Source organism: Terrabacter sp. Root85 (genome assembly GCF_001429185.1).
Lineage (GTDB): Bacteria > Actinomycetota > Actinomycetes > Actinomycetales > Dermatophilaceae > Terrabacter.
Map to the genome: position 1 here is coordinate 106,218 of NZ_LMIW01000010.1, position 21,274 is coordinate 127,491.

General features: G+C 72.4%; 21 protein-coding genes. 3 read left to right on the forward strand and 18 right to left on the reverse strand.

Going from position 1 to position 21,274, the window contains the following annotated elements:
- Position 1: 1 nt before the first annotated feature.
- The 3 genes from ASE25_RS14815 to ASE25_RS14825 are packed head-to-tail and all read right to left on the reverse strand — an operon-like array spanning position 2 to position 2,035.
- Positions 2 to 745, reverse strand: a complete 744-nt coding sequence (locus ASE25_RS14815; protein WP_056773456.1) for a cytochrome c biogenesis CcdA family protein — start codon at positions 743 to 745, stop codon at positions 2 to 4.
- Positions 746 to 752: 7 nt separating this feature from the next.
- Complete coding sequence (locus ASE25_RS14820; protein ID WP_056826401.1) at positions 753 to 1,367, reverse strand: TlpA disulfide reductase family protein; 615 nt, start codon at positions 1,365 to 1,367, stop codon at positions 753 to 755.
- Positions 1,367 to 2,035, reverse strand: a complete 669-nt coding sequence (locus tag ASE25_RS14825) for a histidine phosphatase family protein (RefSeq protein WP_056826403.1) — start codon at positions 2,033 to 2,035, stop codon at positions 1,367 to 1,369. Before ASE25_RS14825 ends, ASE25_RS14820 begins: the two co-directional genes overlap by 1 nt.
- Before the next feature lie 209 nt (positions 2,036 to 2,244).
- Between ASE25_RS14825 and ASE25_RS14830 the strand changes: the two genes are divergently transcribed.
- Positions 2,245 to 2,862 (forward strand): LysE family transporter, encoded by a 618-nt coding sequence (locus tag ASE25_RS14830; protein ID WP_056773467.1) that lies wholly within the window; start codon positions 2,245 to 2,247, stop codon positions 2,860 to 2,862.
- A gap of 17 nt (positions 2,863 to 2,879) precedes the next feature.
- On the opposite strand, the gene ASE25_RS14835 is transcribed toward ASE25_RS14830, so the two are convergent.
- The 9 genes from ASE25_RS14835 to ASE25_RS22440 all read right to left on the reverse strand — a co-directional run bounded on the left by ASE25_RS14835 (position 2,880) and on the right by ASE25_RS22440 (position 11,711).
- The gene (locus tag ASE25_RS14835) at positions 2,880 to 3,500 is read right to left on the reverse strand and encodes a hypothetical protein (RefSeq protein ID WP_056773470.1); all 621 of its coding nucleotides are present in this window, start codon (positions 3,498 to 3,500) and stop codon (positions 2,880 to 2,882) included.
- A gap of 210 nt (positions 3,501 to 3,710) precedes the next feature.
- Positions 3,711 to 5,048, reverse strand: coding sequence for a glutamate-1-semialdehyde 2,1-aminomutase (gene hemL / locus ASE25_RS14840; protein WP_056826405.1), 1,338 nt, complete (start codon positions 5,046 to 5,048; stop codon positions 3,711 to 3,713).
- 44 nt (positions 5,049 to 5,092) lie between these two features.
- Positions 5,093 to 5,578: a MarR family winged helix-turn-helix transcriptional regulator gene (locus ASE25_RS14845; protein WP_056773476.1), complete on the reverse strand. Its 486-nt coding sequence runs from the start codon at positions 5,576 to 5,578 to the stop codon at positions 5,093 to 5,095.
- Positions 5,579 to 5,613: 35 nt separating this feature from the next.
- Entirely contained in the window at positions 5,614 to 6,579 is a 966-nt protein-coding gene (hemB, locus tag ASE25_RS14850; RefSeq protein WP_056773478.1) for a porphobilinogen synthase, read from the reverse strand.
- Between the two features lie 12 nt (positions 6,580 to 6,591).
- Positions 6,592 to 8,241, reverse strand: coding sequence for a uroporphyrinogen-III synthase (locus ASE25_RS14855; protein WP_056826406.1), 1,650 nt, complete (start codon positions 8,239 to 8,241; stop codon positions 6,592 to 6,594).
- A complete protein-coding gene (gene hemC / locus ASE25_RS14860) occupies positions 8,238 to 9,206 on the reverse strand; it encodes a hydroxymethylbilane synthase (RefSeq protein ID WP_056773483.1) in 969 nt (322 codons plus the stop codon). Before hemC ends, ASE25_RS14855 begins: the two co-directional genes overlap by 4 nt.
- Positions 9,203 to 10,585, reverse strand: coding sequence for a glutamyl-tRNA reductase (gene hemA, locus ASE25_RS14865; protein ID WP_056826408.1), 1,383 nt, complete (start codon positions 10,583 to 10,585; stop codon positions 9,203 to 9,205). Before hemA ends, hemC begins: the two co-directional genes overlap by 4 nt.
- The gene (locus ASE25_RS14870; RefSeq protein WP_020145048.1) at positions 10,582 to 11,265 is read right to left on the reverse strand and encodes a redox-sensing transcriptional repressor Rex; all 684 of its coding nucleotides are present in this window, start codon (positions 11,263 to 11,265) and stop codon (positions 10,582 to 10,584) included. Before ASE25_RS14870 ends, hemA begins: the two co-directional genes overlap by 4 nt.
- A gap of 143 nt (positions 11,266 to 11,408) precedes the next feature.
- On the reverse strand, positions 11,409 to 11,711 hold the full coding sequence (locus ASE25_RS22440) for a glutaredoxin family protein (RefSeq protein ID WP_082619579.1): 303 nt from the start codon (positions 11,709 to 11,711) through the stop codon (positions 11,409 to 11,411).
- 165 nt (positions 11,712 to 11,876) lie between these two features.
- Between ASE25_RS22440 and ASE25_RS14880 the strand changes: the two genes are divergently transcribed.
- The gene (locus ASE25_RS14880) at positions 11,877 to 12,632 is read left to right on the forward strand and encodes an RNA polymerase sigma factor (RefSeq protein WP_056826410.1); all 756 of its coding nucleotides are present in this window, start codon (positions 11,877 to 11,879) and stop codon (positions 12,630 to 12,632) included.
- Positions 12,633 to 12,975: 343 nt separating this feature from the next.
- The gene (locus ASE25_RS14885) at positions 12,976 to 14,292 is read left to right on the forward strand and encodes a DUF5667 domain-containing protein (RefSeq protein ID WP_056826411.1); all 1,317 of its coding nucleotides are present in this window, start codon (positions 12,976 to 12,978) and stop codon (positions 14,290 to 14,292) included.
- Positions 14,293 to 14,354: 62 nt separating this feature from the next.
- Here ASE25_RS14885 and ASE25_RS14890 read toward each other — a convergent pair whose 3' ends face one another.
- The 6 genes from ASE25_RS14890 to ASE25_RS14910 all read right to left on the reverse strand — a co-directional run bounded on the left by ASE25_RS14890 (position 14,355) and on the right by ASE25_RS14910 (position 21,231).
- Complete coding sequence (locus ASE25_RS14890; RefSeq protein WP_056826413.1) at positions 14,355 to 16,190, reverse strand: lysophospholipid acyltransferase family protein; 1,836 nt, start codon at positions 16,188 to 16,190, stop codon at positions 14,355 to 14,357.
- The gene (locus tag ASE25_RS14895; RefSeq protein ID WP_056826649.1) at positions 16,187 to 17,233 is read right to left on the reverse strand and encodes an NAD-dependent epimerase/dehydratase family protein; all 1,047 of its coding nucleotides are present in this window, start codon (positions 17,231 to 17,233) and stop codon (positions 16,187 to 16,189) included. Before ASE25_RS14895 ends, ASE25_RS14890 begins: the two co-directional genes overlap by 4 nt.
- A gap of 305 nt (positions 17,234 to 17,538) precedes the next feature.
- Positions 17,539 to 17,637, reverse strand: a complete 99-nt coding sequence (locus ASE25_RS22445) for a 30S ribosomal protein bS22 (RefSeq protein ID WP_003792170.1) — start codon at positions 17,635 to 17,637, stop codon at positions 17,539 to 17,541.
- Between the two features lie 228 nt (positions 17,638 to 17,865).
- The gene (locus tag ASE25_RS14900; protein WP_056773495.1) at positions 17,866 to 18,066 is read right to left on the reverse strand and encodes a helix-turn-helix domain-containing protein; all 201 of its coding nucleotides are present in this window, start codon (positions 18,064 to 18,066) and stop codon (positions 17,866 to 17,868) included.
- 184 nt (positions 18,067 to 18,250) lie between these two features.
- Positions 18,251 to 19,531: an aspartate--tRNA(Asn) ligase gene (gene aspS, locus ASE25_RS14905; RefSeq protein ID WP_235508696.1), complete on the reverse strand. Its 1,281-nt coding sequence runs from the start codon at positions 19,529 to 19,531 to the stop codon at positions 18,251 to 18,253.
- 503 nt (positions 19,532 to 20,034) lie between these two features.
- Positions 20,035 to 21,231: an acetoin utilization protein AcuC gene (locus ASE25_RS14910; protein WP_056773502.1), complete on the reverse strand. Its 1,197-nt coding sequence runs from the start codon at positions 21,229 to 21,231 to the stop codon at positions 20,035 to 20,037.
- Positions 21,232 to 21,274: the final 43 nt, after the last annotated feature.

The window sequence follows — 21,274 nt, forward strand, 5'->3', positions numbered from 1 at the left end:
GTCAGATCGCCACCCGGAAGCCGTTGACGAGCCGCACCTGGAGCCAGACGATGACGTCCTCCCAGACCCCGGTCAGCATGAGCAGGCCCACGGCGACGAGGAGCAGGCCGCCGACGTTCTGAAGGGCGCGGCGGTGCCGACGCAGCCAGTCGCTCGCCGTGCCGGCGCGCTCCCACAGCGCCGCCATGAGCACGAACGGCAGACCCAGCCCGATCGAGTAGACGGCGGCGAGCGCGAGGCCGCGTCCGATCGAGCCGGACTCGGCCGAGATCGGAGCAGCCATGGCCTGGATGGCCCCGAGCGTCGGGCCCATGCACGGCGACCAGCCGATGGCGAAGGCGGCGCCGAGCAACGGTGCCCCCGCGAGTCCGGCACGCGGTCGCCAGCTCACCGGGGCGGCATACGACCGGCCGAGCCCGAGGAAGAGCAGACCCATGAGCAGGACCACGGCACCGCCGACGCGCAGCAGCGCGCTCTGGTGCTCGCGGAAGGCGAGGCCGACGGCAGAAACGGCAGCGGCCGCGATGAGGAAGACGACCGTGAAGCCGAGGACGAAGAGCAGCGCCCCGACGACGAGCCGCCCGCGCGACCGCTTCTCCAGCGACACGTCGGACAGACCGGTGACGTAGCCCAGGAAGCCGGGCACGAGAGGCAGCACGCACGGCGAGGCGAACGAGACGAACCCGGCCACGAGGGCGACGAGCCCCGCGGCGAGGAGTGACCCGGAGGCGAGCTCGGTACCCACGAGGACCTCAGGCCTTCTCGGCGAGGACGTCGTCGATGAGGCCGAGCAGGGTCGTCGTCGAGACAGGACCGGAGACACGCGCCGCGATGCGGGCCTGGTGGTCGAGCACGAGCGTCGTCGGGGTGGCGGAGGCCTTGCCCTGGAGGGAGAGGATCGGGACGCCGCCGTCGTAGGCCAGCGACGGGTAGGTCACCTTGTTGGCGGTCTGGAAGGCGAGCCCGGTCTCGGGGCCCTCGAGCTTGTCGAGGCCGATGAACTCGACCTTCTTGCCCTTCGACTGCACGGTCTCCCAGGCCTTCTGCAGCGCGGGCGTCTCCTCGATGCAGGGTGGGCACCACGAGCCCCAGACGTTGACGACGAGGACCGTGCCGGCGCGCTCGGCGCTGCTCCACGGCTTGCCCTCGAGGGTCGTGCCGTCGAGCTTCACCGGCTCGCCGCGGTCGGTGGCGGGCAGCTGCTCGATGGAGCCGTCGCCGGCGACGTAGCCCTTGCGGTCACCCGAGCGGGCTTGGTCCGCAACGGAGTTCGGGTCGGACGAGCAGGCGGCCGCGAACGTCACGAGGCCCCCGGCCATGGCCACGGCGCCCCACCGCAGTGCGGTGCGTCGGTCGAGGTGGTCCATCAGGCGCCCACGCTCTTGCTCGCCCTCGCGAGCAGCTCGGCGGCCGGCTCGGAGTACGTGATCGAGGCGAGCTCGTCGCCCCGGTAGGTCAGCGACGTCAGCGAGGCGAGCGTGCACTCGCGCTTGCGCGGGTCGTGCCAGAGGCGCCGTCCCTCGAGCTTGTTGCGCACGGTCCAGACCGGCAGCTGGTGGCTCACGACGACGGCCTCGTGTCCGCGGGCGGCGGCGCGCGCGTCGGCGACGGCCGCGAGCATGCGGGTCGCGATGTCCTCGTAGGGCTCGCCCCAGGAGGGCTTCGTGATGTCGCGGAAGAGGTGCCAGTTGCGCGGGTGGAGCAGGTCCTTGGGGCTGACCGACCGGCCCTCGAACTGGTTCTCGGACTCGATGACGCGCGCGTCGGTGGCGATCTCGACGTCGTGGTCGGCCGCGATGGGGGCCGCGGTCTCCTGGGCGCGTTCGAGCGGTGAGGCGACGACGTGGGTGATGTCATTGGCTCGGAGGTGGGCCGCGACGAGACACGCCATCTCCCGGCCGAGATCGGAGAGGTGGAAGCCGTCGAGGCGCCCGTAGAGCACGCCGTCGGGGTTGTGGACCTCACCGTGTCGCATGAGGTGCACGACCGTGAGGTCGTCGGCGCCCGGCGCCACCCCGCTCGTGCTCTCACCCATGGGCGACAGTCTCTCAAACGTCGTGCTCAGGACCGAATCCGCACCCGAGCCTGTGCACCCCCTGTGACGTGCAGCGACACCGAGCGGTGCCCCGCTGACGCGGCCCCACGCGTACGCCGTCGGTGGCGGTCCCCGACACCCGTGGCCGAGGTCACGCCGTCCGTGGGACGACCGGCGCCACGGACGGGGGCCGACCTACACTCCGTGACGTGTCGTGGTCACTCTGGCTGACGCTCGTCGCGACGGGCGCGCTCATCTCCTTCACCCCCGGGGCCGGCGCCGTCAACACGATGGCCAACTCGCTCGGGTCCGGCTGGACCCGCTCGATCTGGGGCATCCTCGGCCAGCAGGTCGCGCTGCTCGCCCACATCGCCGTCGTGGCCGCCGGCGTCGGCGTCCTCGTCGCGGGCTCACCGGTGCTCTTCAACCTCATCCGGTATGCCGGCGCCGCCTACCTCGTCTACCTCGGGATCCGCCAGTTCCGGTCGCGCGCCGCGGCGGCACGGGTGGGTGAGGTGCAGCGGGAGCCGGCGTGGTCGATGTTCCGCCGCGGTCTGCTCGTCAACCTCACCAACCCGAAGGCCGTCGTCTTCTTCCTCGCGTTCACGCCGCAGTTCATCCGGCCGGAGCAGCCCCTGCTGCCGCAGTACGCCGTGCTCGCCGCGACGGTGATCGCCATCGACGTCATCGTCATGTGGTTCTTCTTCGCCGCGGCGGCACGCGGGCTGGGGCGGCTGACCCAGCGCGAGTCGGGCCAGCGCACGCTCAACCGCGTCTTCGGCGGGCTCTTCGTCGGCGTCGGGGTGCTCCTCGCCGCCGTCCACTAGCGCCCGGACGACCGGCGTCAGACGAGCTCGGGCACGTCGAGGTGCGCGATGGCGAGGGAGAACTCGCCGATCTGGGTGATCCTCATGCCGGTCTCCTGCACGAGGTCGGCCCGCAGGCCCATCGCCGCGTTGCGGGTCGCCATCATCGCCTGCGGTGAGTCGTACGTCGCGGTGACGCACGTCCGTCCCGCGGCCCGGTCGACGAAGAGGCTGGCGCTGCAGAAGCCCTCGAGCTGCTCGACCCGCGGCATGATGCCCATCCGGAAGGCGTCGAGCATCCGGTCGACCATGGCCGGGTCGCCGTCGGTCCACGTCACCCGGGCGGCGCAGCCGTCGGCCACGCGGTGGTCACGGTGGAGGTAGGCGATCTCCCACTCCTCGACGGTGGCCTCACCGCCGAGCAGGTCGGCCGCCTGCCGTCGGAGCGGGACGACGGTGTCGGCGGTGGCGCGCATCGCGGCATCGTCACGCCAGGCCGTCGTGACGATGCACTGGCCGCTGATGCGGTCGGCGACCATGGACAGGCCCACGCAGCCGTCCATCGCCCTGACCTGCGGCATCACCACGTCCTGCACGTGTGCGATGCCGCTCTCGATCATGCCGGGACGGCCCAGGACCGTCGTGGAGCGTGCGTGCACGACCCCACCTCCCTCGGTCGGGGCGGCACCCCGACGGCGCCGCCGTCACCGACCAGCGTCCTCCTCGTGGGTCGAGCCCACAATCCCCGCTTGCCGTATGCCGTGTCGCCCGGTCCCCGCGCCCGTTCGAGGTGATCGCGGGCTCGCCCGTGGCGGCCGCGATCACGTCGAACCGGGGTCGCGCGAGGCGCCGGGTCGGCGGTCCGCAGGTCAGTCCGAGGTCGCGGCGGCCCGCGCTGCGGCCGGTAGGGCCGCGAGCACGTGGTCGACGGCCTCGTCGTCGTGCGAGGCCGAGACGAACCACGACTCGAAGGCGCTCGGCGGGAGGTGCACGCCCTGGCTCAGCATCGAGTGGAAGAACCGGCGGAAGGCGTCGCTGTCCTGGTCCCTGGCGTCGTCGTAGTTGGCGACGGCCCCGTCGCGGAAGAAGACCGAGAACATCGAGCCGGCCCACTGGATCCTGTGCGGCACCGAGGCCGCGGAGAGCTCGCTCGCGACGGCGTCGGCGATCGCGTGCGAGACGACGTCGAGGCGCTCGTACACGGCAGGCGTGCAGCCCTGGAGCGTCGCGAGGCCGGCAGCGGAGGCGACGGGGTTACCGGACAGAGTGCCGGCCTGGTAGACGGGCCCCTGCGGGGCGAGGAGCGCCATGACGTCGGCACGACCGCCGAAGGCCGCGGTCGGGAAGCCGCCGCCCATCACCTTGCCGAAGGTGAAGAGGTCGGGCGCCCCTGCGGCATAGGGTCCCTCGAGGCCGTAGAAGCCTGACGCGCTGCACCGGAAGCCCGTCATCACCTCGTCGGAGACGAGGAGGGCGCCGTGCGCCCTGGTGACGCGGAGCAGTGCCTCGGTGAAGCCGGGAGCCGGCGGGACGACGCCCATGTTGCCGGCCGCGGCCTCCGTGATGACGGCGGCGATCTCGTGGCCGCGCTCGGCGAACGCGGCCTCGAGGGCCGGGACGTCGTTGTAGGGCAAGACGATCGTCTCGCCGGCGCTCGAGCGCGGCACACCGGCGGAGTCGGGGAGGGCGAAGGTCGCGACACCCGAGCCCGCCGAGGCGAGGAGGGCGTCGACGTGACCGTGGTAGCAGCCGGCGAACTTGACGATGACGTCGCGGCCGGTGAAGCCGCGGGCGAGGCGGATGGCCGACATCGTCGCCTCGGTGCCGGAGTTGACGAGGCGCACCTGCTCGACGGGCTCGACCCGCCGGACGATCTCCTCGGCGAGGCGCACCTCGTTCTCGCTGGGCGTGCCGAACGAGAAGCCGTGAGCGGCCGCCTCGGTCACGGCGGCGAGGACGTCGGGATGCGCGTGGCCGAGGATCATCGGGCCCCACGAGCAGATCAGGTCGACGTAGCGCTTGCCGTCGACGTCGGTCAGCCACGGACCGGTCCCGCTCGCCATGAAGCGCGGCGTGCCGCCGACCGCCCGGAAGGCGCGCACCGGCGAGTTGACCCCACCGGGGATCACCTCGCTGGCCCGTGCCAGGAGCGCGGCGGACGCCGGGGCGTCGGTGGTCGTCTGGACGGTGACGGGCTGCGAGCTCATGCACCCAGTCTCTCAACCGATGCTGGGTGCGCCCCGCCGGGTCGTCAGTGGCCGCTCGTGCCGTTCGGGTCGAGGTGGTCACGCACGATGGCCATGGCGTCGCCGATCGCCGTGAACTGCGTCGCCGTCATGATGTCGACGAGGTTGGCGCGCACGCTCTGCACGTGGACGCGCGCGATGTCGCCGACCGCAGCCAGACCACCGGTCGTCAGGACGAGCTCGACGCCGCGCTTGTCGTCGGAGCACTGCTCGCGCGTCACCCAGCCGCGGTCCTCGAGCCGCTTCGCCGTGTGCGTCAGCCGGCTGCGCGACTGGACGACCATGGCCGCGAGCTCGGACATCCGGAGCCGGTGGTTCGGGCTCTCGGAGAGCATCGAGATGATCTCGTACTCGCTCAGCTGCAACCCGGCGTCGCCGAGCGCGTCGTCGAGCGCGCGCTCGAGCAGCCTCGTGCCGCGCAGGATGGCCCGCCACGACGCCTGCTCGGCGTCACTGAGCCACCGCACGCCGTCATCCCCTGTACCTGACATGTCAACCTCCTGCGATTGCACAGATGGTAGTGGTGTCAGGCGGTCCATTCGGCCACGTCGAGCGCGAAGTACGTCAGCACGACCTGCGCACCGGCGCGGCGGATCGAGGTGAGGGACTCGATCGCGGCGCTCCGGAGGTCGATCCAGCCGTTGGCCGCGGCCGCGTGGATCATGGAGTACTCGCCCGACACCTGGTAGGCCACGACCGGCACCGACGCCCGCTCGGCAGCGGCCGCGACGACGTCGAGGTAGGACATCGCCGGCTTGACCATGACCATGTCGGCGCCCTCGGCGATGTCGAGGTCGATCTCGCGGAGGGACTCCACGATGTTGGCCGGGTCCTGCTGGTAGGTGCGGCGGTCGCCCTGCAGGCTCGACTGGACGGCCTCGCGGAAGGGCCCGAAGAAGGCCGAGGCGTACTTGGCGGAGTAGGCGAGGATCACGGTGTCGGTGAGGCCTTCGGCGTCGAGCGCCTCGCGGATGACGGCGACCTGCCCGTCCATCATCCCGGAGGGCGCCACGACGTGGGCGCCCGCGCGAGCCTGCGCGACGGCCATCTCGGCGTAGAGGAGGTTGGTGGCGTCGTTGTCGACGCGACCGTGCTCGTCGAGCACGCCGCAGTGCCCGTGGTCGGTGAACTCGTCGAGGCACGTGTCGGCCATGACGACGAGGTCGTCACCGACGGCGTCGCGGACGGCACGCAGGGCGACGTTGAGGATGCCGTCGGGGTCGACGGCGCCCGAGCCGGTCGCGTCCTTCTCCTGCGGCACCCCGAAGAGCATGATCCCGCCGAGTCCGGCCGCGACGCAGCGGTGGGCGACCTCGACGACGCTCTCGAGCGTGTGCTGGTCGACGCCCGGCATGCTCGTGATCGGGCGCGGCTCCGTCAGGCCCTCGCCGACGAAGACGGGCAGCACGAGGTCACGCGGGTGCAGCCGGGTCTCGGCGACGAGGGATCGCAGGACGGGGGTCTGGCGCAGGCGACGGGGACGCTCGATCATCGGGGCCTCGTCTCAGCGGGCGCGGCGGCGCGAGGCCGGACGCTTGTCGCTGGGACGCTGCACCGACTGGCCCGCCTCGGCCGCCGCGACGGCGAGCCCGACGCCGTGGCCGGCGAGCGCGTCGACGAGGCTGAGGGCCGAGGCCTCGGGCGCGAGGACGTCGACCCGAAGGCCGTGCTCCTGCGCCGTCTTGGCCGTGGCCGGCCCGATGCATGCGACGACCGTTGCGGCGTGGGGCTTTCCGGCGATGCCGACGAGGTTGCGCACGGTCGAGCTCGACGTGAAGAGCACGGCGTCGTAGTCGCCGCCCTTGATGGCGTCGCGGATCGACGCGGCCGGCGGGGCGGCGCGGACCGTTCGGTAGGCCGTGACGTCGTCGACCTCCCAGCCCATGTCGCGCAGGCCGGCGACGAGCGTCTCGGTCGCGATGTCGGCGCGGGGCAGCAGCACGCGGTTGATCGGGTCGAGGACCTCGTCGAACTCGGGCCACGACTCGAGCAGGCCGGCAGCGGACTGCTCGCCCGCGGGCACGAGGTCGGGGTTGATGCCCCACTCGCGGAGAGCGGCGGCGGTGACGCCACCGACCGCGGCGACCTTGAGGCCGGCGAAGGCCCGGGCGTCGAGCCCGAACTCCTCGAAGCGCTCGCGCACGGCGCGTACGGCGTTGACCGAGGTGAAGCCGACCCACTCGTAGCGTCCGGTGACGAGGCCCTTGACGGCCTTCTCCATCTGCTGCGGCGTGCGCGGCGGCTCGACGGAGATGGTCGGCACGACGTCGGCCGTCGCGCCGTAGCCGGCGAGCCGGTCGACCATCGAGCCGGCCTGGGCCTGGGTGCGCGGCACGAGCACCTTCCAGCCGAAGAGCGGCTTGGACTCGAACCACGAGAACTCGTCACGCAGCCCGACGTTGGGAGACACGACGGCGAGCGACACCTGCAGCGGCTCCTTGCCACCGAAGATCCCGTCGGCGTCGCCGAGGGTCGTCGCGACCGAGGACTGGCGCACCGTGGTGCCGTATGCCGTCAGCGCCACGAGGGCGTCCGCCGGACGTCCTGCAGCGCGCAGCGCAGCGAGGGCGGCCCGGATGCCCTCGGTGCCGCCGAGCAGCACGAGGGTGTCGGTGTCGGCCGCGTAGGCGGACCAGTCGACGCCGGAGCGGTCGACGCCGACGACGTGGACGGCCCCGGTCGACTTCGAGGTCAGGGGCACTCCGGCATATGTGGGCCCGGCGGTGAGCGCCGACACCCCCGGCACGACGTCGTAGGTGATGCCGGCCTTGCGGCAGGCACGCACCTCCTCGACGAGGCCGTTGAAGGTCGCGGGGTCACCGTCCATGAGGCGCACGACGAGACCGCCGGGTGCGACCGACTTCGCGGCCTTGACGACGAGCTTGGCGCGCACCGCGTGGGTGAGCTCCTGGCCCTGCTCGCCGTGGCCGGCGTCGATGATCTCGACGTCGGGGCGGGCGTGCTCGAGCACGACGTCGTCGCGGGCGATCCGGTCGAGGATCACGACGTCGGCGGCAGCGAGCAGGTCGCGGCCGCGCAGCGTCATGAGGCCGGGATCGCCCGGTCCGGAGCCGACGAAGGCGACACACGCCGGCGTCGTCGCGTGGGTGGGAGTCGAGTCCGTCTGCTCTGACGGCTGGCGGGAAGGAGTCACGAAACTTGCTCCGGTTGGTGTGGGGCGTGGTCTGGGACAGGTCCAGCTGACGTGGCGACCTGGAGGTCGGCGGCGCCGTCCTCCAGCAGGATCCGGGCGAGGCGCGAGCCGAGAACCACCGGCTCGTCGTAGGGCCCGACGAGCGAGCGGCGCAGCGGGGCGGTGCCGTCCTCCGCGCCGGCGAAGGCACGCAGCGACAGCTCGAGGCCGTCGTCGCCCTCGACGACCTCGGCGAGCGCCCCGACGGGTGCGGTGCAACCGGCCTCGAGCGTCGCGAGCAGCGAGCGCTCGGCCTCGACGCAGGCTCGCGTGTCGGGGTCGTCGAGGACGGACACTGCGGCCACGACGTCGTCGCGGTCGGACCGGCACTCGACGGCGAGGGCGCCCTGACCCGGTGCCGGCAGCACCTGGATCGGGTCGATGACCTCGGTGGCCTCGTCGAGACGGCCGAGCCGGGCGAGACCGGCGCGTGCCAGCACGACGGCGTCGAGCGCACCCGAGGAGACGAATCCAATTCTGGTGTCGACGTTTCCGCGGATCGGCCGGATCTCGATGCCGAGCCCGAGCGCCGCGATCTGTGCCGTGCGACGCGGCGAGCCGGTGCCGACGACGGAACCGGCGGGCAGCTCGCCGAGCGTCAGCCCGTCGCGCGCCACGAGCACGTCGCGGCTGTCCTCGCGCACCGGCACGGCGGCGACGACGAGACCCGGCTCGGGCGCCGTCGGGAGGTCCTTGAGCGAGTGCACGGCGACGTCGATGCGACCGTCGAGCAGGGCTCGTCGGATGGCCGCGGCGAAGACGCCGGTGCCACCGATCGCGGTGAGCAGCTCGCCCGAGACGTCGCCCTCGGTCGTGATCTCGACGAGCTCGACCTCGTGGCCGGCCTCGCGGAGGCGGTCGGCCACCCACCCGGACTGGGTGGTGGCGAGGGCCGATCGGCGCGTGCCGAGACGCAGGGCGGTCATGGCTGGGCCCGCTTCGGCGGCGTGGACACGTTGGCGACGTCCTTGGGCTCGAGGTCGAAGAGCTCGCGCAGGGCGGCGGCGTAGTCGTCGCCGCTGCCCTCCATCGCGAACTCCTTGACCCGCATGGTCGGCGTGTGGAGCAGCTTCTCGACGATGCGGTGCACGGCGAGGCCGACCTCGGCACGGGTGGCCTCGTCGAGGCCGGGCAGCCGCTGGTCGAGCCGCTCCATCTCGGTCGCGACGAGGGCGGCGGCACGCGCGCGCAGCGCGGCGACGGTGGGCGCGACGGACTTCTCCATGCGGCGCGTCAGGTAGTCGGCGACCTCACCGGTGACGAGCTCGCGCACGCGGACGACCTGGGTCGTGTCGGCGCGGCCCTCGAGCAGGAGTCCCAGCGACTGGAGGTCGACGAGCGAGACGCCCGGGACGGCGTGCGGCCAGGAGACGACGGGCTCGACGTCGCGCGGGAGGGCCAGGTCGACGACGACCTGGGGTCGACCCCCGCGGCGGCTCGCGCTCGCGGCCAGCATGTCGGCCGTGATGACGTGGCCGACCGCCCCGGTGCACGTGACGACGAGGTCGCTCTCGGCGAGGACGTCGGTCAGGTCGTCCCAGGGACGGGCCACGCCGGACGTCGTGGCCGCGAGGCGCTCGGCACGCTCGGGCGTGCGGTTGACGATGGTGAGGGACCCGATGCCCTGGCGGCGGACGGTCGCGGCGGCGAGGCCGCTCATGCCACCGGCCCCGACGACCGCGGCGGCGACATCCTCGAGCGGGCCGAGGACCGCGGCCGCCTCCTCGAGCGCGATCTGCACGAGCGAGACGCTGTGCTGGTCGATGTCGGTCTCGGTGTGGGCGCGCTTGCCGACGCGCAGGGCGCCCTGGAAGAGCGCGTTGAGCGACTCCCCCACCTGACCCCGGCTCTGGGCCCCGGCGAGCGAGTCGCGCATCTGGCCGAGGATCTGGGCCTCGCCGACGGCCATCGAGTCGAGCCCGCAGGCGACGGTGAAGGCGTGGGCGACGGCGGCGTCGTCGTAGCGCACGTAGAGGTGGTCCGCGAGGGCCTCGGCACGGTCGGCGAGGGCGTCGGCCGGGTCGCCCGGCGGCAGGTCGGAGACGCGGCGCGCCCCCTCGGGCTCCTCGACCCCGGCAGCGAGGGCGAGCGCCTCACCGATGGCGGCGACGGCGGGGTGGAAGGCCGGCACCGACGCGTAGACCTCGAGGCGGTTGCACGTGGAGAGCACGACGGCCTCGGTGGCCGTGGCCGAGCTGAGCACGGAGGCGGCGATGGCCTCGGCACGGCCGGGACGCTCCGAGAGCGCCTCGAGCACCGACAGCGGGGCGGTGTGGTGGGACAGGCCGATGACGAGAAGGCTCATGGGGCGGCCACCGCCGACCGGAGGTCACCCGCGGCCAGCGACTTGCGCTGGGCGTGGAAGGCGAGGATCTGCAGCTCGGTCGAGAGGTCGACCCGGCGTACGTCCACACCGCTCGGGACGGAGAGCACCGCGGGCGCGAAGTTGAGGATCGAGCTGATGCCCGCGCCGACGAGGGCGTCGCAGACGGCCTGGGCGGCGGGGGCCGGCGTCGCGATGACGCCGATGGCGATGGGATCGACGGCGTGGTGCTCGGTGAGCTCGGCGAGCGGGCGGATCGCCACCCCGACGATCTTCTCGTCGGCGAGCGCGGGGTCGTCGTCGTAGAGACCGACGATGCGGAAGCCCTTGGTGACGAAGCCGGAGTAGGAGGCGAGCGCGTGCCCGAGGTTGCCCATCCCGACGATGGCGACGGGCCAGTCCTCGGTCAGACCGAGGGCGCGGGAGATCTCGAGGGCGAGCGTCTCGACGTCGTAGCCCACGCCGCGGACCCCGTAGGAGCCGAGGTGGCTGAGGTCCTTGCGCAGCTGCGCCGAGCGCACTCCGACCTCGGCCGCGAGCTCTTCCGACGAGACCGACAGAACGCCGTCCTCAGCGAGGCGCGAGAGCGTTCGGAGGTACTCGGGAAGCCGCGCGACGGTTGCGTCGGGGATCTCGCGACGCAGTGCTGGGTCGGCGGACACTCTTGCTCACCGGCTCCTCTCGAACGAGGCGTTCTCCCACACGTGGAGCACGTGGGGACCCGATCAGGCTAGACGTTTGTGAACCCATGCACAAAGTTGACTTCGACGGCCTACCACGGCATGGGATGCGCCGGTGAGGCAGGTCACCGGAGCGCGGCGCGCAGGCGTGCCTCGTCGACCCGCCAGAAGTCGTGGCGCCGCCCGTCGACGAACGTCACGGGGATCTGCTCGGCATAACGCCGCAGCAGCTCCGGGTCGTCGTCGACGGACTGCTCCTGCCAGGCCACGCCGAGCTCGCCGGTCACCCGCTCGACGACGGCGCGCGCCTCGTCGCACAGGTGGCATCCGGCGCGCCCGAGGAGGACGACCCGCGGTGGGACCCCGGCAGCCGGGACAGCGGGAGGGTCTGGAGCGTCGAGGGGAGGCTCGCTCGTCATGCCGACCACTGTAGGCACGCTCACGGCGCCGCACGTCGGGTGCACCACAAAACGTCGTCGGGGTCCCATCCGCGGGCGCATTCCGACAGACTGTCCACAATGCGCGCGAACAGGACGTCGGGTCGCCGGCCCCCACCTGTCCTTGCACCGGGAACGACCCCGGGGCGGGCGTCGATGACGCCTGCCTGCCCGGCACTGCCGGGCACGGTCCCGGCGATCCTCGCGCCCACGGCATACGCCCCGCCGACGTGGCGCTCGGCGCTCGACGCCATCTGGTCGGCCCTGGCCGATGCAGGCGCCGAGGGTGGCGGACTGACCCGCACCTCCCCGGGCTCCCCCGGCTCTGCCGGGTGGCGGCGGCACCCGGAGCGCGACGCCGACGAGCAGGCCCGCATCGCGGCCCTCGTCGAGCTCGCCCAGGGCGGCGACAAGGAGGCGTACGCCCAGCTCTACGACGTCTACGTCGACACGGTCTTCCGCTACGTGCTCGTCCGGGTCGCCAACCGCGCGCTCGCCGAGGACCTCACGTCCGAGACCTTCCTCCGGGCGATGCGCCGGATCGACTCGTTCACGTGGCAGGGCAAGGACATCGCGGCGTGGTTCGTCACCATCGCGCGCAACCTCATCGCCGACCACGTGAAGTCGGCGAAGTTCCGGTTCGAGGTGGCGACCGCCGACATGCGTGACGCCGACGAGCGGGTCGACGCCCCCGACACCGAGGTGCTGACCCGGCTGCGCGACGAGCGCCTCGTCTCGGCGATCAAGGAGCTCGGCTCCGACCAGGCCGAGTGCATCACCCTGCGCTTCCTCCAGGGACTCAGCCTCGCCGACACCGCGAAGATCCTCGACAAGTCCGAGGGTGCCGTCAAGCAGCTCCAGCTGCGCGCCACCCGGGCGCTGCGCAAGGCCCTCGAAGGAGCCGAGCTGTGATCCGCGTAACCCCACCGGCCCCCTCGTCGTTCTCATGGCGTAGGGACGGTGCGTGTGGGCCCGGACCGACGCTCGGCGCGCTGACCGGCGCGACCGTGGAACGTGTGAACGCAGGCGGCGGGGTGGCAGCGATGGCGGTGCTCCGGCCCCTGACGAACGACCCGCACCACCCACCCCTCGCCGCACCACGTGTCGTATGCCGTGCCGTGTCGTCCCAGCCGGGGCCGCCGGGTCGGGCGAGGGCACCCGGCACCCCCTGACGGGACGACCGACGAGGGGACCAGCACGACCAGCCAGCACACCGGCACCACGAACCAACGGACTCGAGAGACGGAGGAGGGACATGGACCTCGGTGCGAACGCCGATGGCGAGCTCCTCCAGCGCGCCCTCGAGGGCGAGCAGGTCTCCGAGCCCGGCATCCTCGAGCTCGTCGCGGTGCTGCACGCCGTGCAGGCCGTCGACCAGGCCGGCCTGGCGCCGCGGGCCGAGTTCGTCTCCGACCTGCGCGCCCGACTGCTGGCCGACGACGCCACCGCGGTCACTCCCCTCGTCCCCCTCGCACCCGCAGACCCGGTCGACGGCGACGAGGACGGACCCGCCCGAGCCGACGCCGCCGACGCCGCCGACGACGGTCCGCGCGACGGCGGCACCGTGTCGATCCTCCGCGTGGCGGCGCGGCCGCTGAAGTTCATCGCCGCCGCGGCCGCCAGCATCCTCGTCATCGGCGGCGCCCTCGGCTTCGCGTCCCGCTCGGCCGTGCCCGGCGACGCGCTCTACGGCGTCAAGCAGCTGCTCGACCGGGCCGCCGTCCAGCTGGCGGGCTCCCGCTACGACGAGGGCCTGACCTACCTCGCCCAGGCGCAGGAGCACATCGCCGATGCCCGCGACCTCATCGACGGAGGCTCGCCGTCGACGCACGACCTCGACACGGCCTACGACGCCGCGACGGACGCGACCGGCCGCGCCCAGACCATCCTCATGGAGGTCTACCGCACCGAGCACCGCGCTGACGCGCTGACCGAGCTGGCCGACTTCTACACCCGCGCCATCCCGCAGGTCGACGCGATGCGACCCCGGGTGCCCGCCGACTCGCTCGCGTCCTGGCAGCGTCTGCGGGACCTGCTCGGCGCGGGCCAGGTGGCGACCCTGAGGGAGCTGGCCGCCTGCGGCGTGTGCGGCGACCGAGCCACCCAGGCCCGACAGGCCCTGGCACGACTGCCCGGTGCGGTCCGGCCCAGCAGCCCGGTGAGCGGCACGTCCGCCCCGGGCACCGCGCCATCTCGACCCGGGGCCACAACGACCCCACGGCCCACCGGCTCGGCGCCGCGGCCCCCGGTGGTCACGGTGCCCGTCCCTGGCGGCGTGCCGGTGCCCGGCGTCTCCGTGCCCGGCGTCACCGTCACCGGCGGCGTCACCCTCCCCGGCGGCACGATCAACCTGCCCGGCGTCGGGGTCACGAGCTCGTCCGTCGCTGTCGGTGGCGGCGGAGTCACGCTCCCGGGTGCCACGGTCAGCCTGCCGGGGGTGGGCGTCACGTCCTCGACGATCAGGGTCGGCGGCGGTGGCGTCACGCTGCCCGGCGCGACGATCCCGCTGCCGTCGGTGACCCTCGGCGCCCCCACGGTGCCGGTGCCGCTACCGACGAAGATCCTGCCCTGACCTGAACGCGTGTCGGTCTCCTCGCGGTTCCGTCGCGACCGGCGGTCACGGGCGGGCGCCGGTCAGAGGAAGACGGACTTGCGCTGCATGAGCAGGCTGTAGAGCGTCTGCTGGATCGTCTCGCGCACCTGGTCGGTGAGGTCGAAGACGAGCATGGGGTCGTCGGCGGCGTCGGGCCCGAAGCTCGTGGTCTCGATGGGCGGCCCGAACTCGATGAGCCACTTGCTCGGCAGCGGCACCATGCCGAGGGGGCCGAGCAGCGGGAACGTCGGCGTGATCGGGGCGTAGGGCAGCCCGAGCAGCCGGGCGACGGCGGGCATGTTGCCGAGGATCGGGTAGATCTCCTCGGCCCCCACGATCGACACCGGCACGATCGGCACGCCGGCGCGCAGCGCGGCCGAGACGAACCCACCGCGGCCGAAGCGCTGCAGCTTGTAGCGCTCGCTGAACGGCTTGCCGACACCCTTGAAGCCCTCGGGCCAGACGCCGACGAGGGCGCCGCTGCTGAGGAGGCGCTCGGCGTCGGAGTTGGCCGCAAGGGTCGTGCCCGAGCGCCGGGCCATGGTGCCGATGAAGGGCATCTGGAAGACGAGGTCGGCGCCGAGCATCCGCAGGTGCCGGTTGCGTGGGTGCTCGTCGTAGACGGCCACCTGCGTCATGAGGGAGTCCATCGCGATGGTGCCGGAGTGGTTGCCGACGACGAGGGCTCCGCCGACGTCGGGGATGTTCTCGATGCCGCGCACCTCGACCCGGAACCACGAGCGGTAGAGCGGGCGCAGCAGCGGCAGGTGGACGTTGACGGTGTAGTCCTCGTCGAAGCCGAACTCGTCGACGACGTAGTCGCCCGTGAGCCGGCGCCGGAGGTAGGCAAGGGTCTCGGCGACCTGGCGCTCGACCTCCTCGGCGGGCACCCCGGCCGAGGTGGCGGCGGCGCGCAGCACGTTGACGGCGAGCTCCACGAGCTCGGCCGGGCCCGGGCGGGACTCCGAGCTGAGCTCGGCCCCGTCGAGCACCGCGCCGACGAGCTTCTCGGCCCGCGACTGCAGCCCCGACGTCAGCGCGTGCTCCCAGCCGCCTCCGTCTCCAGCGGGCGTATGCCGTGTCTCCGGCTCGGTCTCGGGGCGGACGCCGCGCTGGGCGACCTCCTCGACCGGCGGGACGGCACGCAGCCGGGCAGGCTCGCCCGCGCCCGCGCGACGGGGCGAACGCATCGACGCGCGGCTCGGCCTGGTCCGTGGCGGTGTCGGCTCGGCCGGAAGGGTGTCGGCGGGGTCCCCGGGCTCGGTGATGTCGGCGACCTCGAAGGCTTCGTCGGGCTCGGCGGACTCGAAGGCTTCGGCGGGTCCGGCGGCGTCACCCCCGTCGCTCGGGACCTCGTCGCGCGCGGACCGGCTCGACGGCGTCCGGACGGGGCGGGACTCGGGCTCGGTCGGGCCCTCGGTCACCGCTGCCTCGATGAGGTCGTCGGCGACGGTGTCGGCGCCCGCGCCGGTCGCGAGGCGTCGCGCGGCGCTCACCTCGACCGGCGCCGTGGGGATGAGGGGCGTCCCCGCGCGGCGCCGACGCTCGCCCGAGGCACGGGCCGCTCCGGCCGCGAAGGCTCCCCGGGCCGGGCGGCCCGAGGTCGCGACAGGCCTCTCGCTCGTGACCGTGGCCGGCTCGGCCTTCGTGGCCGGCGCGGTCCTCTTCGTCGTTTTCGGGGCCTTCGGGGTCTTAGGCGTCTTCGCCTTGGCCGGCTTCGCGGGCTTCGTCTTCGCCGACTTCGTCCCCGTCGGCTTCGTCCCCGTCGGCTTCTTCGGTGCGCCCGTCGTGGAGGTCGACGGCGCGGCCGTGGCCTTCGTCGTCTCAGCCGCGTCGGACGTCGTCGAGTCGGCGGCCTTGCTCGGGTCGGCGCTCACGGCTGGATCCTGTCGAAGACGCGGGAGAGGGCTGCGGCGGTGCCACCGGCGGCGTCGCTGACGACCTCGCCGACACCTTCGACGCCGGGCACGGCGGGCCGCAGGTGACGCGCGTAGTCCTCGAAGGCCTCTCGCGTGGTGAAGTGCGGCTCGAACTCGAGGACGGAGCGCATCCGGGTCGTGTCGAGACCCCGGCCGAAGGCGAGGAAGGTCAGCTGGTCTGACGAGAAGTCGGCGAAGCCGCTGCGCTTGACGATGGTGCCGATGAGACCGGCGGCCGAGAGCGGCACCGGGACGACGGGGCGCCGCGCGATGGCGGTGCACTGCGTCACGGTGAGGAAACCGTCGCCGGCGACGTTGACGATCCCGGCGGGCGGTCCGGTGGTCGCGAGGATCATGGCCGCCGTGGCGTCGTCCTCGTGGATGAACTGGAAGCGGGCGTCGTAGCCCAGTGGGATCGGCACGAGTGGCAGCGAGAAGTAGTCGGTGATGGCCGTGTGGATGCTCGGTCCCACGACGTTGGCCAGGCGCAGCATCGTGATCTCGACGTCGGGCCGGCGCCGCGAGAAGCCCCTGACGTAGCCCTCGACCTCCACGGAGTCCTTGCCGAATCCCGTGCGCGGCAGGGTCTTGGGGTTCATGTCCTCGCTGAACATCGCCGGGTCGCGGGGCGAGGAGCCGTAGACGGCAGCGGACGACTTCACGACGAGTCGCGAGACCGACTCGGACTTCTGGCACGCGGCGAGCAGCTGCATCGTGCCGATGACGTTGATCTCCTTCTGCGTCACCCGACCGCCGGAGTCCTTGGGCGTCGCGATGACGTTCATGTGCACGACCGTGTCGACCTCGGCCTGCGCCATGATGCGCCCGATCATCGGGTTGCGGATGTCGGCGCGCACGAACTCGGCCCGGCCGATGGAGTGCTTGGGCGGCACGACGTCGACGCCGAGGATGCGCTCGATCGACGGATCCGTCGAGAGCCTTCGGGCGTAGAGGCCACCGAGGTAGCGGGACACCCCCGTGACCAGGACGACCTTGGCCATCGGATCCTCCTGTCGTCGGTCGGTGCGGACGTCGTGCACGGGCGCTGCTCGATCGGGCTCGAGGATGGCGCGCGCTGCGGAGGAGTTCTCGCTCCCCCGCCCTCGCAGCCTACCGAGACCCTGCTCGATCCGTACCCGGGCGTGGCACCTGTTGGTCGGATGTGTCGAGGCTCTCCATCGGCGCTCCCGTCGGCCCTCGTCGAGGCTCGGTGTCCGACTGACCCCGGGAACGCGAACGACCCCCACCGGAGGTGAGGGTCGAGAGCGTGCGGGGCGATCCCGCCGGTATACCTGAGCTGGTCAGGTCACTTCTTGTTGCGACGCTGGTGGCGCGTCTTGCGCAGCAGCTTGCGGTGCTTCTTCTTCGCCATCCGCTTGCGGCGCTTCTTGATGACAGAACCCATGTTTGTCCTTGTCGTGAGACGTGTCCTCGAACTGAGCTGGTGCCGACCTGCGTCGACACCCCTCGGAGAAGGGTAGGTCGAACTTCACGAGCCGAACAGGCTCACAGGGTAGCGCGTGCGGGCTCCCTAACCCAAAAGCGCGTCGACGCGCCCACCTGCGCCAACGCCGAGGGGGCGGCCGGACCGGGTGGTCGCGGCCGCCCCCTCGGGTGCGTGGTGACGCTGCTGTCACGCGGTGTCGATGAAGGATGTCTGGAGGTACTTGTGCACCGCATCCTCCGGAACCCGGAAGGAGCGGCCGACGCGTACGGCCGGAAGGTCTCCGCCGTGGACGAGCCGGTAGACGGTCATCTTCGACACGCGCATGATCGAGGCGACCTCGGCGACGGTCAGAAACCGCACCTCGGCGAGCTGGCGCTCATTCGACATGTGTTACCCCGATCTTCGGTGGGTTTGCACCCGCGCGTCGACGGCTTCCCCTCCGGCGAAACTGCACGCAGGTGCAAGAAGCAACATTAGGGGCAGATGTGACTGGAGGGGAAGCGAACGAGAGAACGAATCGATCACGCGCAACTCGACACGCCGGTGAGATCACGTTGGATCTCCCGGCTCGTCATGGCTCCAGACGGTGCAGGTCACGCGGGAAGAGGGTGACCTCGCGGATGTTCTCGGCACCCGTCAGCCGCCCGACCCACCTTTCCAGACCGATGGCGAACCCGCCATGCGGAGGCATGCCGTGGGCGAAGGCGTCGAGGTAGCCGGCCAGGACCTCGGGGTCGGTCCCGGTGCGCTCCATCGCCGCGGCGTAGTCCGAGGGCCGGTGCAGGCGCTGCCCTCCGGTCGTCAGCTCGAGCCCGCGGAAGAGCAGGTCGAAGCTGTTGCTCCACCGCTCGTCGCCCGGCTGAGGGTGCGTGTAGAAGGGCCGCTTGCCCATCGGATAGCCCTCCACCGCAAGGAAGTCCGAGCCGTATGCCGTCTTGGCCCACTCGCTGAGCGCGCGTTCGTGCGCGGGGCTGAGGTCGGGCTCGTCCGGGTCGGCGCCGACCTTCGCGAGGGCGTCGCTGAAGTGGAGGACGGGGAACTGCTCCGGCACCTGCGGCAGCTCCACGCCCAGGAGCGCAGCGGCGTCGGCGGCATACTCCCGGATGCCCTCGACCATGCCCGCGATCGCCTCGCGCAGGACGGCGAGCACGTCGTGGTGGTCACGGATGAAGCCCAGCTCGGCGTCGAGCGAGGTGTACTGCGCGAGGTGGCGCACCGTGTCGTGCGGCTCGGCCCGGAAGACCGGACCGACCTCGAAGACCCGCTCGAAGACCCCGACGAGCATCTGCTTGTAGAGCTGCGGGCTCTGCGCGAGGTAGGCCGTGCGTCCGAAGTAGTCGACGGTGAAGACGTTGGCCCCCGACTCGGTGGCCGTGCCGACGAGCTTCGGGGTCGCGATCTCGGTGAACTCGAGGCTTCCGAGCGCAGCGCGGAAGCCTCGCATCGACGCGCTCGCGAGCTGCCAGGCAGCCCGGTGGCGCGGGTGGCGCAGGGTCACCGCCGCGTGGTCGAGGTGCGTGGGCAGCCCGGCGCCGAAGGTCGGGCGCCACAGCTCGGTGGGTGGCGCGACCGCCGGCTCGGTGAGCGCGGTGATCACCGGTTCCACGAGCTCGGCACCGCCGGGGGCCGACTCGTTGGCCGACACGGTGCCGGTCACCTCGACGACGGTCTCCTCGGGCAGACCCGAGAGCTGGTCGACGGTCTCGCGGTCCTTGACGACGACCTGGGCCAGGCCCGAGCGGTCGCGCAGCACGAGGAACGTGACGCTCGCGAGGACGCGGCGCCGGTGGATCCAGCCGGCGAGCGTGACCCGCTCGCCGGGTTCGACGGACGCGAGGTCCCGCGCGAGCACGCGCGGAGCAAGGGTCGTGGGTTGGGTTGGTTGCATTCCGTTCACCTCCAGAGGGTTGGTGCCCCGGAGGTGTGGGCGATGGGGAATGTCGCTGTGCCACCACACCTTCGCCGCCGCGGATCGCGGACGGCCTCTGGTCGTGCTCGGCTCAGGATCGTCAGGCCCGTCGTCGCCGTGCGCCAAGGGTAGGCGCTCAGCCCGCCGCCCACCAACCCGATTGTCAGGCCACGCCCGGCGCCGGCGTCCTCCCGGAGACAAGCAGCTACACGAGACGCAGACAACAGAGCCGCGGCGCCGACGTTGCCTGGACGCAGCGCAGCGAGCGAGGAACGAGCGAGCGAAGCGGAGGAAGGCAACGTCAAAGGGGCGCCGCGGCACGCGCCGCAGCGAAGCGAGGCGCCAAAGGCGCAGCGCAGCGAGCGAGGAACGAGCGAGCGAAGCGGAGGAAGGCGACGCCTGAAGGGCGCCGAGGCACGCGCGAAGCGAAGCGGAGCGCCAAGAACTCAGTCGAAGTGGACGTCGAGCCCGTGCAGCGGGAAGACGGCCGTGCGCGTCGCCATGACGGCGCGGTCGACCTCGCTCGCGGGGTCGTAGCCCATCTCCCACGAGCGCCACCAGAGCGGCCCGTCCTCGGCGGTCAGGTCGCCCATCCGTCGCGGACCCGGACGGCCGAAGATCTGCTCGACGTGGGCACGCCAGTCCTCGGGGACCGGGGTGCTCGTCGGGATCGGGGCGTGGGCGGCGATGGCCGTCAGGTGCGTCCACGTGCGGGGCACGACACCGATCACCTCGTAGCCGCCACCTCCGAGGGCGACCCAGCGGCCCTCGCACACCTCGTGCGAGAGGCGGTGGAGCGCGTCGGCCGCGGCCCGCTGCGCGTCGACCGTGACGGCGAAGTGCGCGAGGGGGTCCTCCGCGTGGGTGTCGCACCCGTGCTGGGTCACGAGCACGTCGGGCTTGAAGGCGCGGATGAGTGGCATGGCGACGGCGTGCAGGGCGCGCAGCCAGCCGGCGTCGCTGAGGCCGGGCGGCAGCGCGACGTTGACGGCGGTGCCCTCCGCGTCGGGACCACCGATGTCACTGGGCCACCCGGTGCCCGGGAAGAGGGCCCGGCCGGTCTCGTGGACCGAGATCGTCAGCACCCTGGGGTCGTCCCAGAAGATCCGCTCGACGCCGTCGCCGTGGTGCACGTCGACGTCGACGTAGGCGACACGTTCGGCGCCGTGGTCGAGGAGCCACTGGATGCCGACGGCGATGTCGTTGTAGACGCAGAAGCCACTCGCCTTGCCCCGCATCGCGTGATGCAGGCCGCCCGTGAAGTTCACGGCGTGCTCGGCCTCGCCCTCCCAGACGGCGCGACAGCTGTCGACCGTGCCGGACACGACCCGGGCGCTGGCATCGTGCATGTCGACGAAGGCCGGGTCGTCCTCGGTGCCGAGGCCGTACGCGTCGTCGGCAGCGGAGGGGTCGGTCGAGGCGGCCTTGACCGCGGCGACGTAGTCGTCGTCGTGGACGGTGGCCAGCAGCTCGTCGGTGGCCACCTCGGCGCCGACGACCTCGACGCCGTCGACGTCGAAGACACCGAGGGCGTCGCAGAGCCGGGCCGTGAGGTCCAGGCGAGCGGGCGCCATCGGGTGCGTGGGGCCGAAGTCGTACCTCGTGAAGGAGGAGTCCCAGACGACCCGGGCCTGAGTTGGCATGATTGAGACGCTATCGCGGAAACGCGCCACGGACGACGGAGGT

Coding starts and splice junctions, on each gene's coding strand:
- ASE25_RS22445 (WP_003792170.1), bottom strand. CDS start 17,637: ATGGGTTCTGTCATCAAGAAGCGCCGCAAGCGGATGGCGAAGAAGAAG.
- hemB (WP_056773478.1), bottom strand. CDS start 6,579: ATGATCGAGCGTCCCCGTCGCCTGCGCCAGACCCCCGTCCTGCGATCC.
- ASE25_RS14880 (WP_056826410.1), top strand. CDS start 11,877: ATGACGCCTGCCTGCCCGGCACTGCCGGGCACGGTCCCGGCGATCCTC.
- ASE25_RS14900 (WP_056773495.1), bottom strand. CDS start 18,066: ATGTCGAATGAGCGCCAGCTCGCCGAGGTGCGGTTTCTGACCGTCGCC.
- ASE25_RS14910 (WP_056773502.1), bottom strand. CDS start 21,231: ATGCCAACTCAGGCCCGGGTCGTCTGGGACTCCTCCTTCACGAGGTAC.
- ASE25_RS14820 (WP_056826401.1), bottom strand. CDS start 1,367: ATGGACCACCTCGACCGACGCACCGCACTGCGGTGGGGCGCCGTGGCC.
- ASE25_RS14895 (WP_056826649.1), bottom strand. CDS start 17,233: ATGGCCAAGGTCGTCCTGGTCACGGGGGTGTCCCGCTACCTCGGTGGC.
- hemA (WP_056826408.1), bottom strand. CDS start 10,585: ATGAGCCTTCTCGTCATCGGCCTGTCCCACCACACCGCCCCGCTGTCG.
- ASE25_RS14825 (WP_056826403.1), bottom strand. CDS start 2,035: ATGGGTGAGAGCACGAGCGGGGTGGCGCCGGGCGCCGACGACCTCACG.
- hemC (WP_056773483.1), bottom strand. CDS start 9,206: ATGACCGCCCTGCGTCTCGGCACGCGCCGATCGGCCCTCGCCACCACC.
- ASE25_RS14885 (WP_056826411.1), top strand. CDS start 12,976: ATGGACCTCGGTGCGAACGCCGATGGCGAGCTCCTCCAGCGCGCCCTC.
- ASE25_RS14845 (WP_056773476.1), bottom strand. CDS start 5,578: ATGTCAGGTACAGGGGATGACGGCGTGCGGTGGCTCAGTGACGCCGAG.
- hemL (WP_056826405.1), bottom strand. CDS start 5,048: ATGAGCTCGCAGCCCGTCACCGTCCAGACGACCACCGACGCCCCGGCG.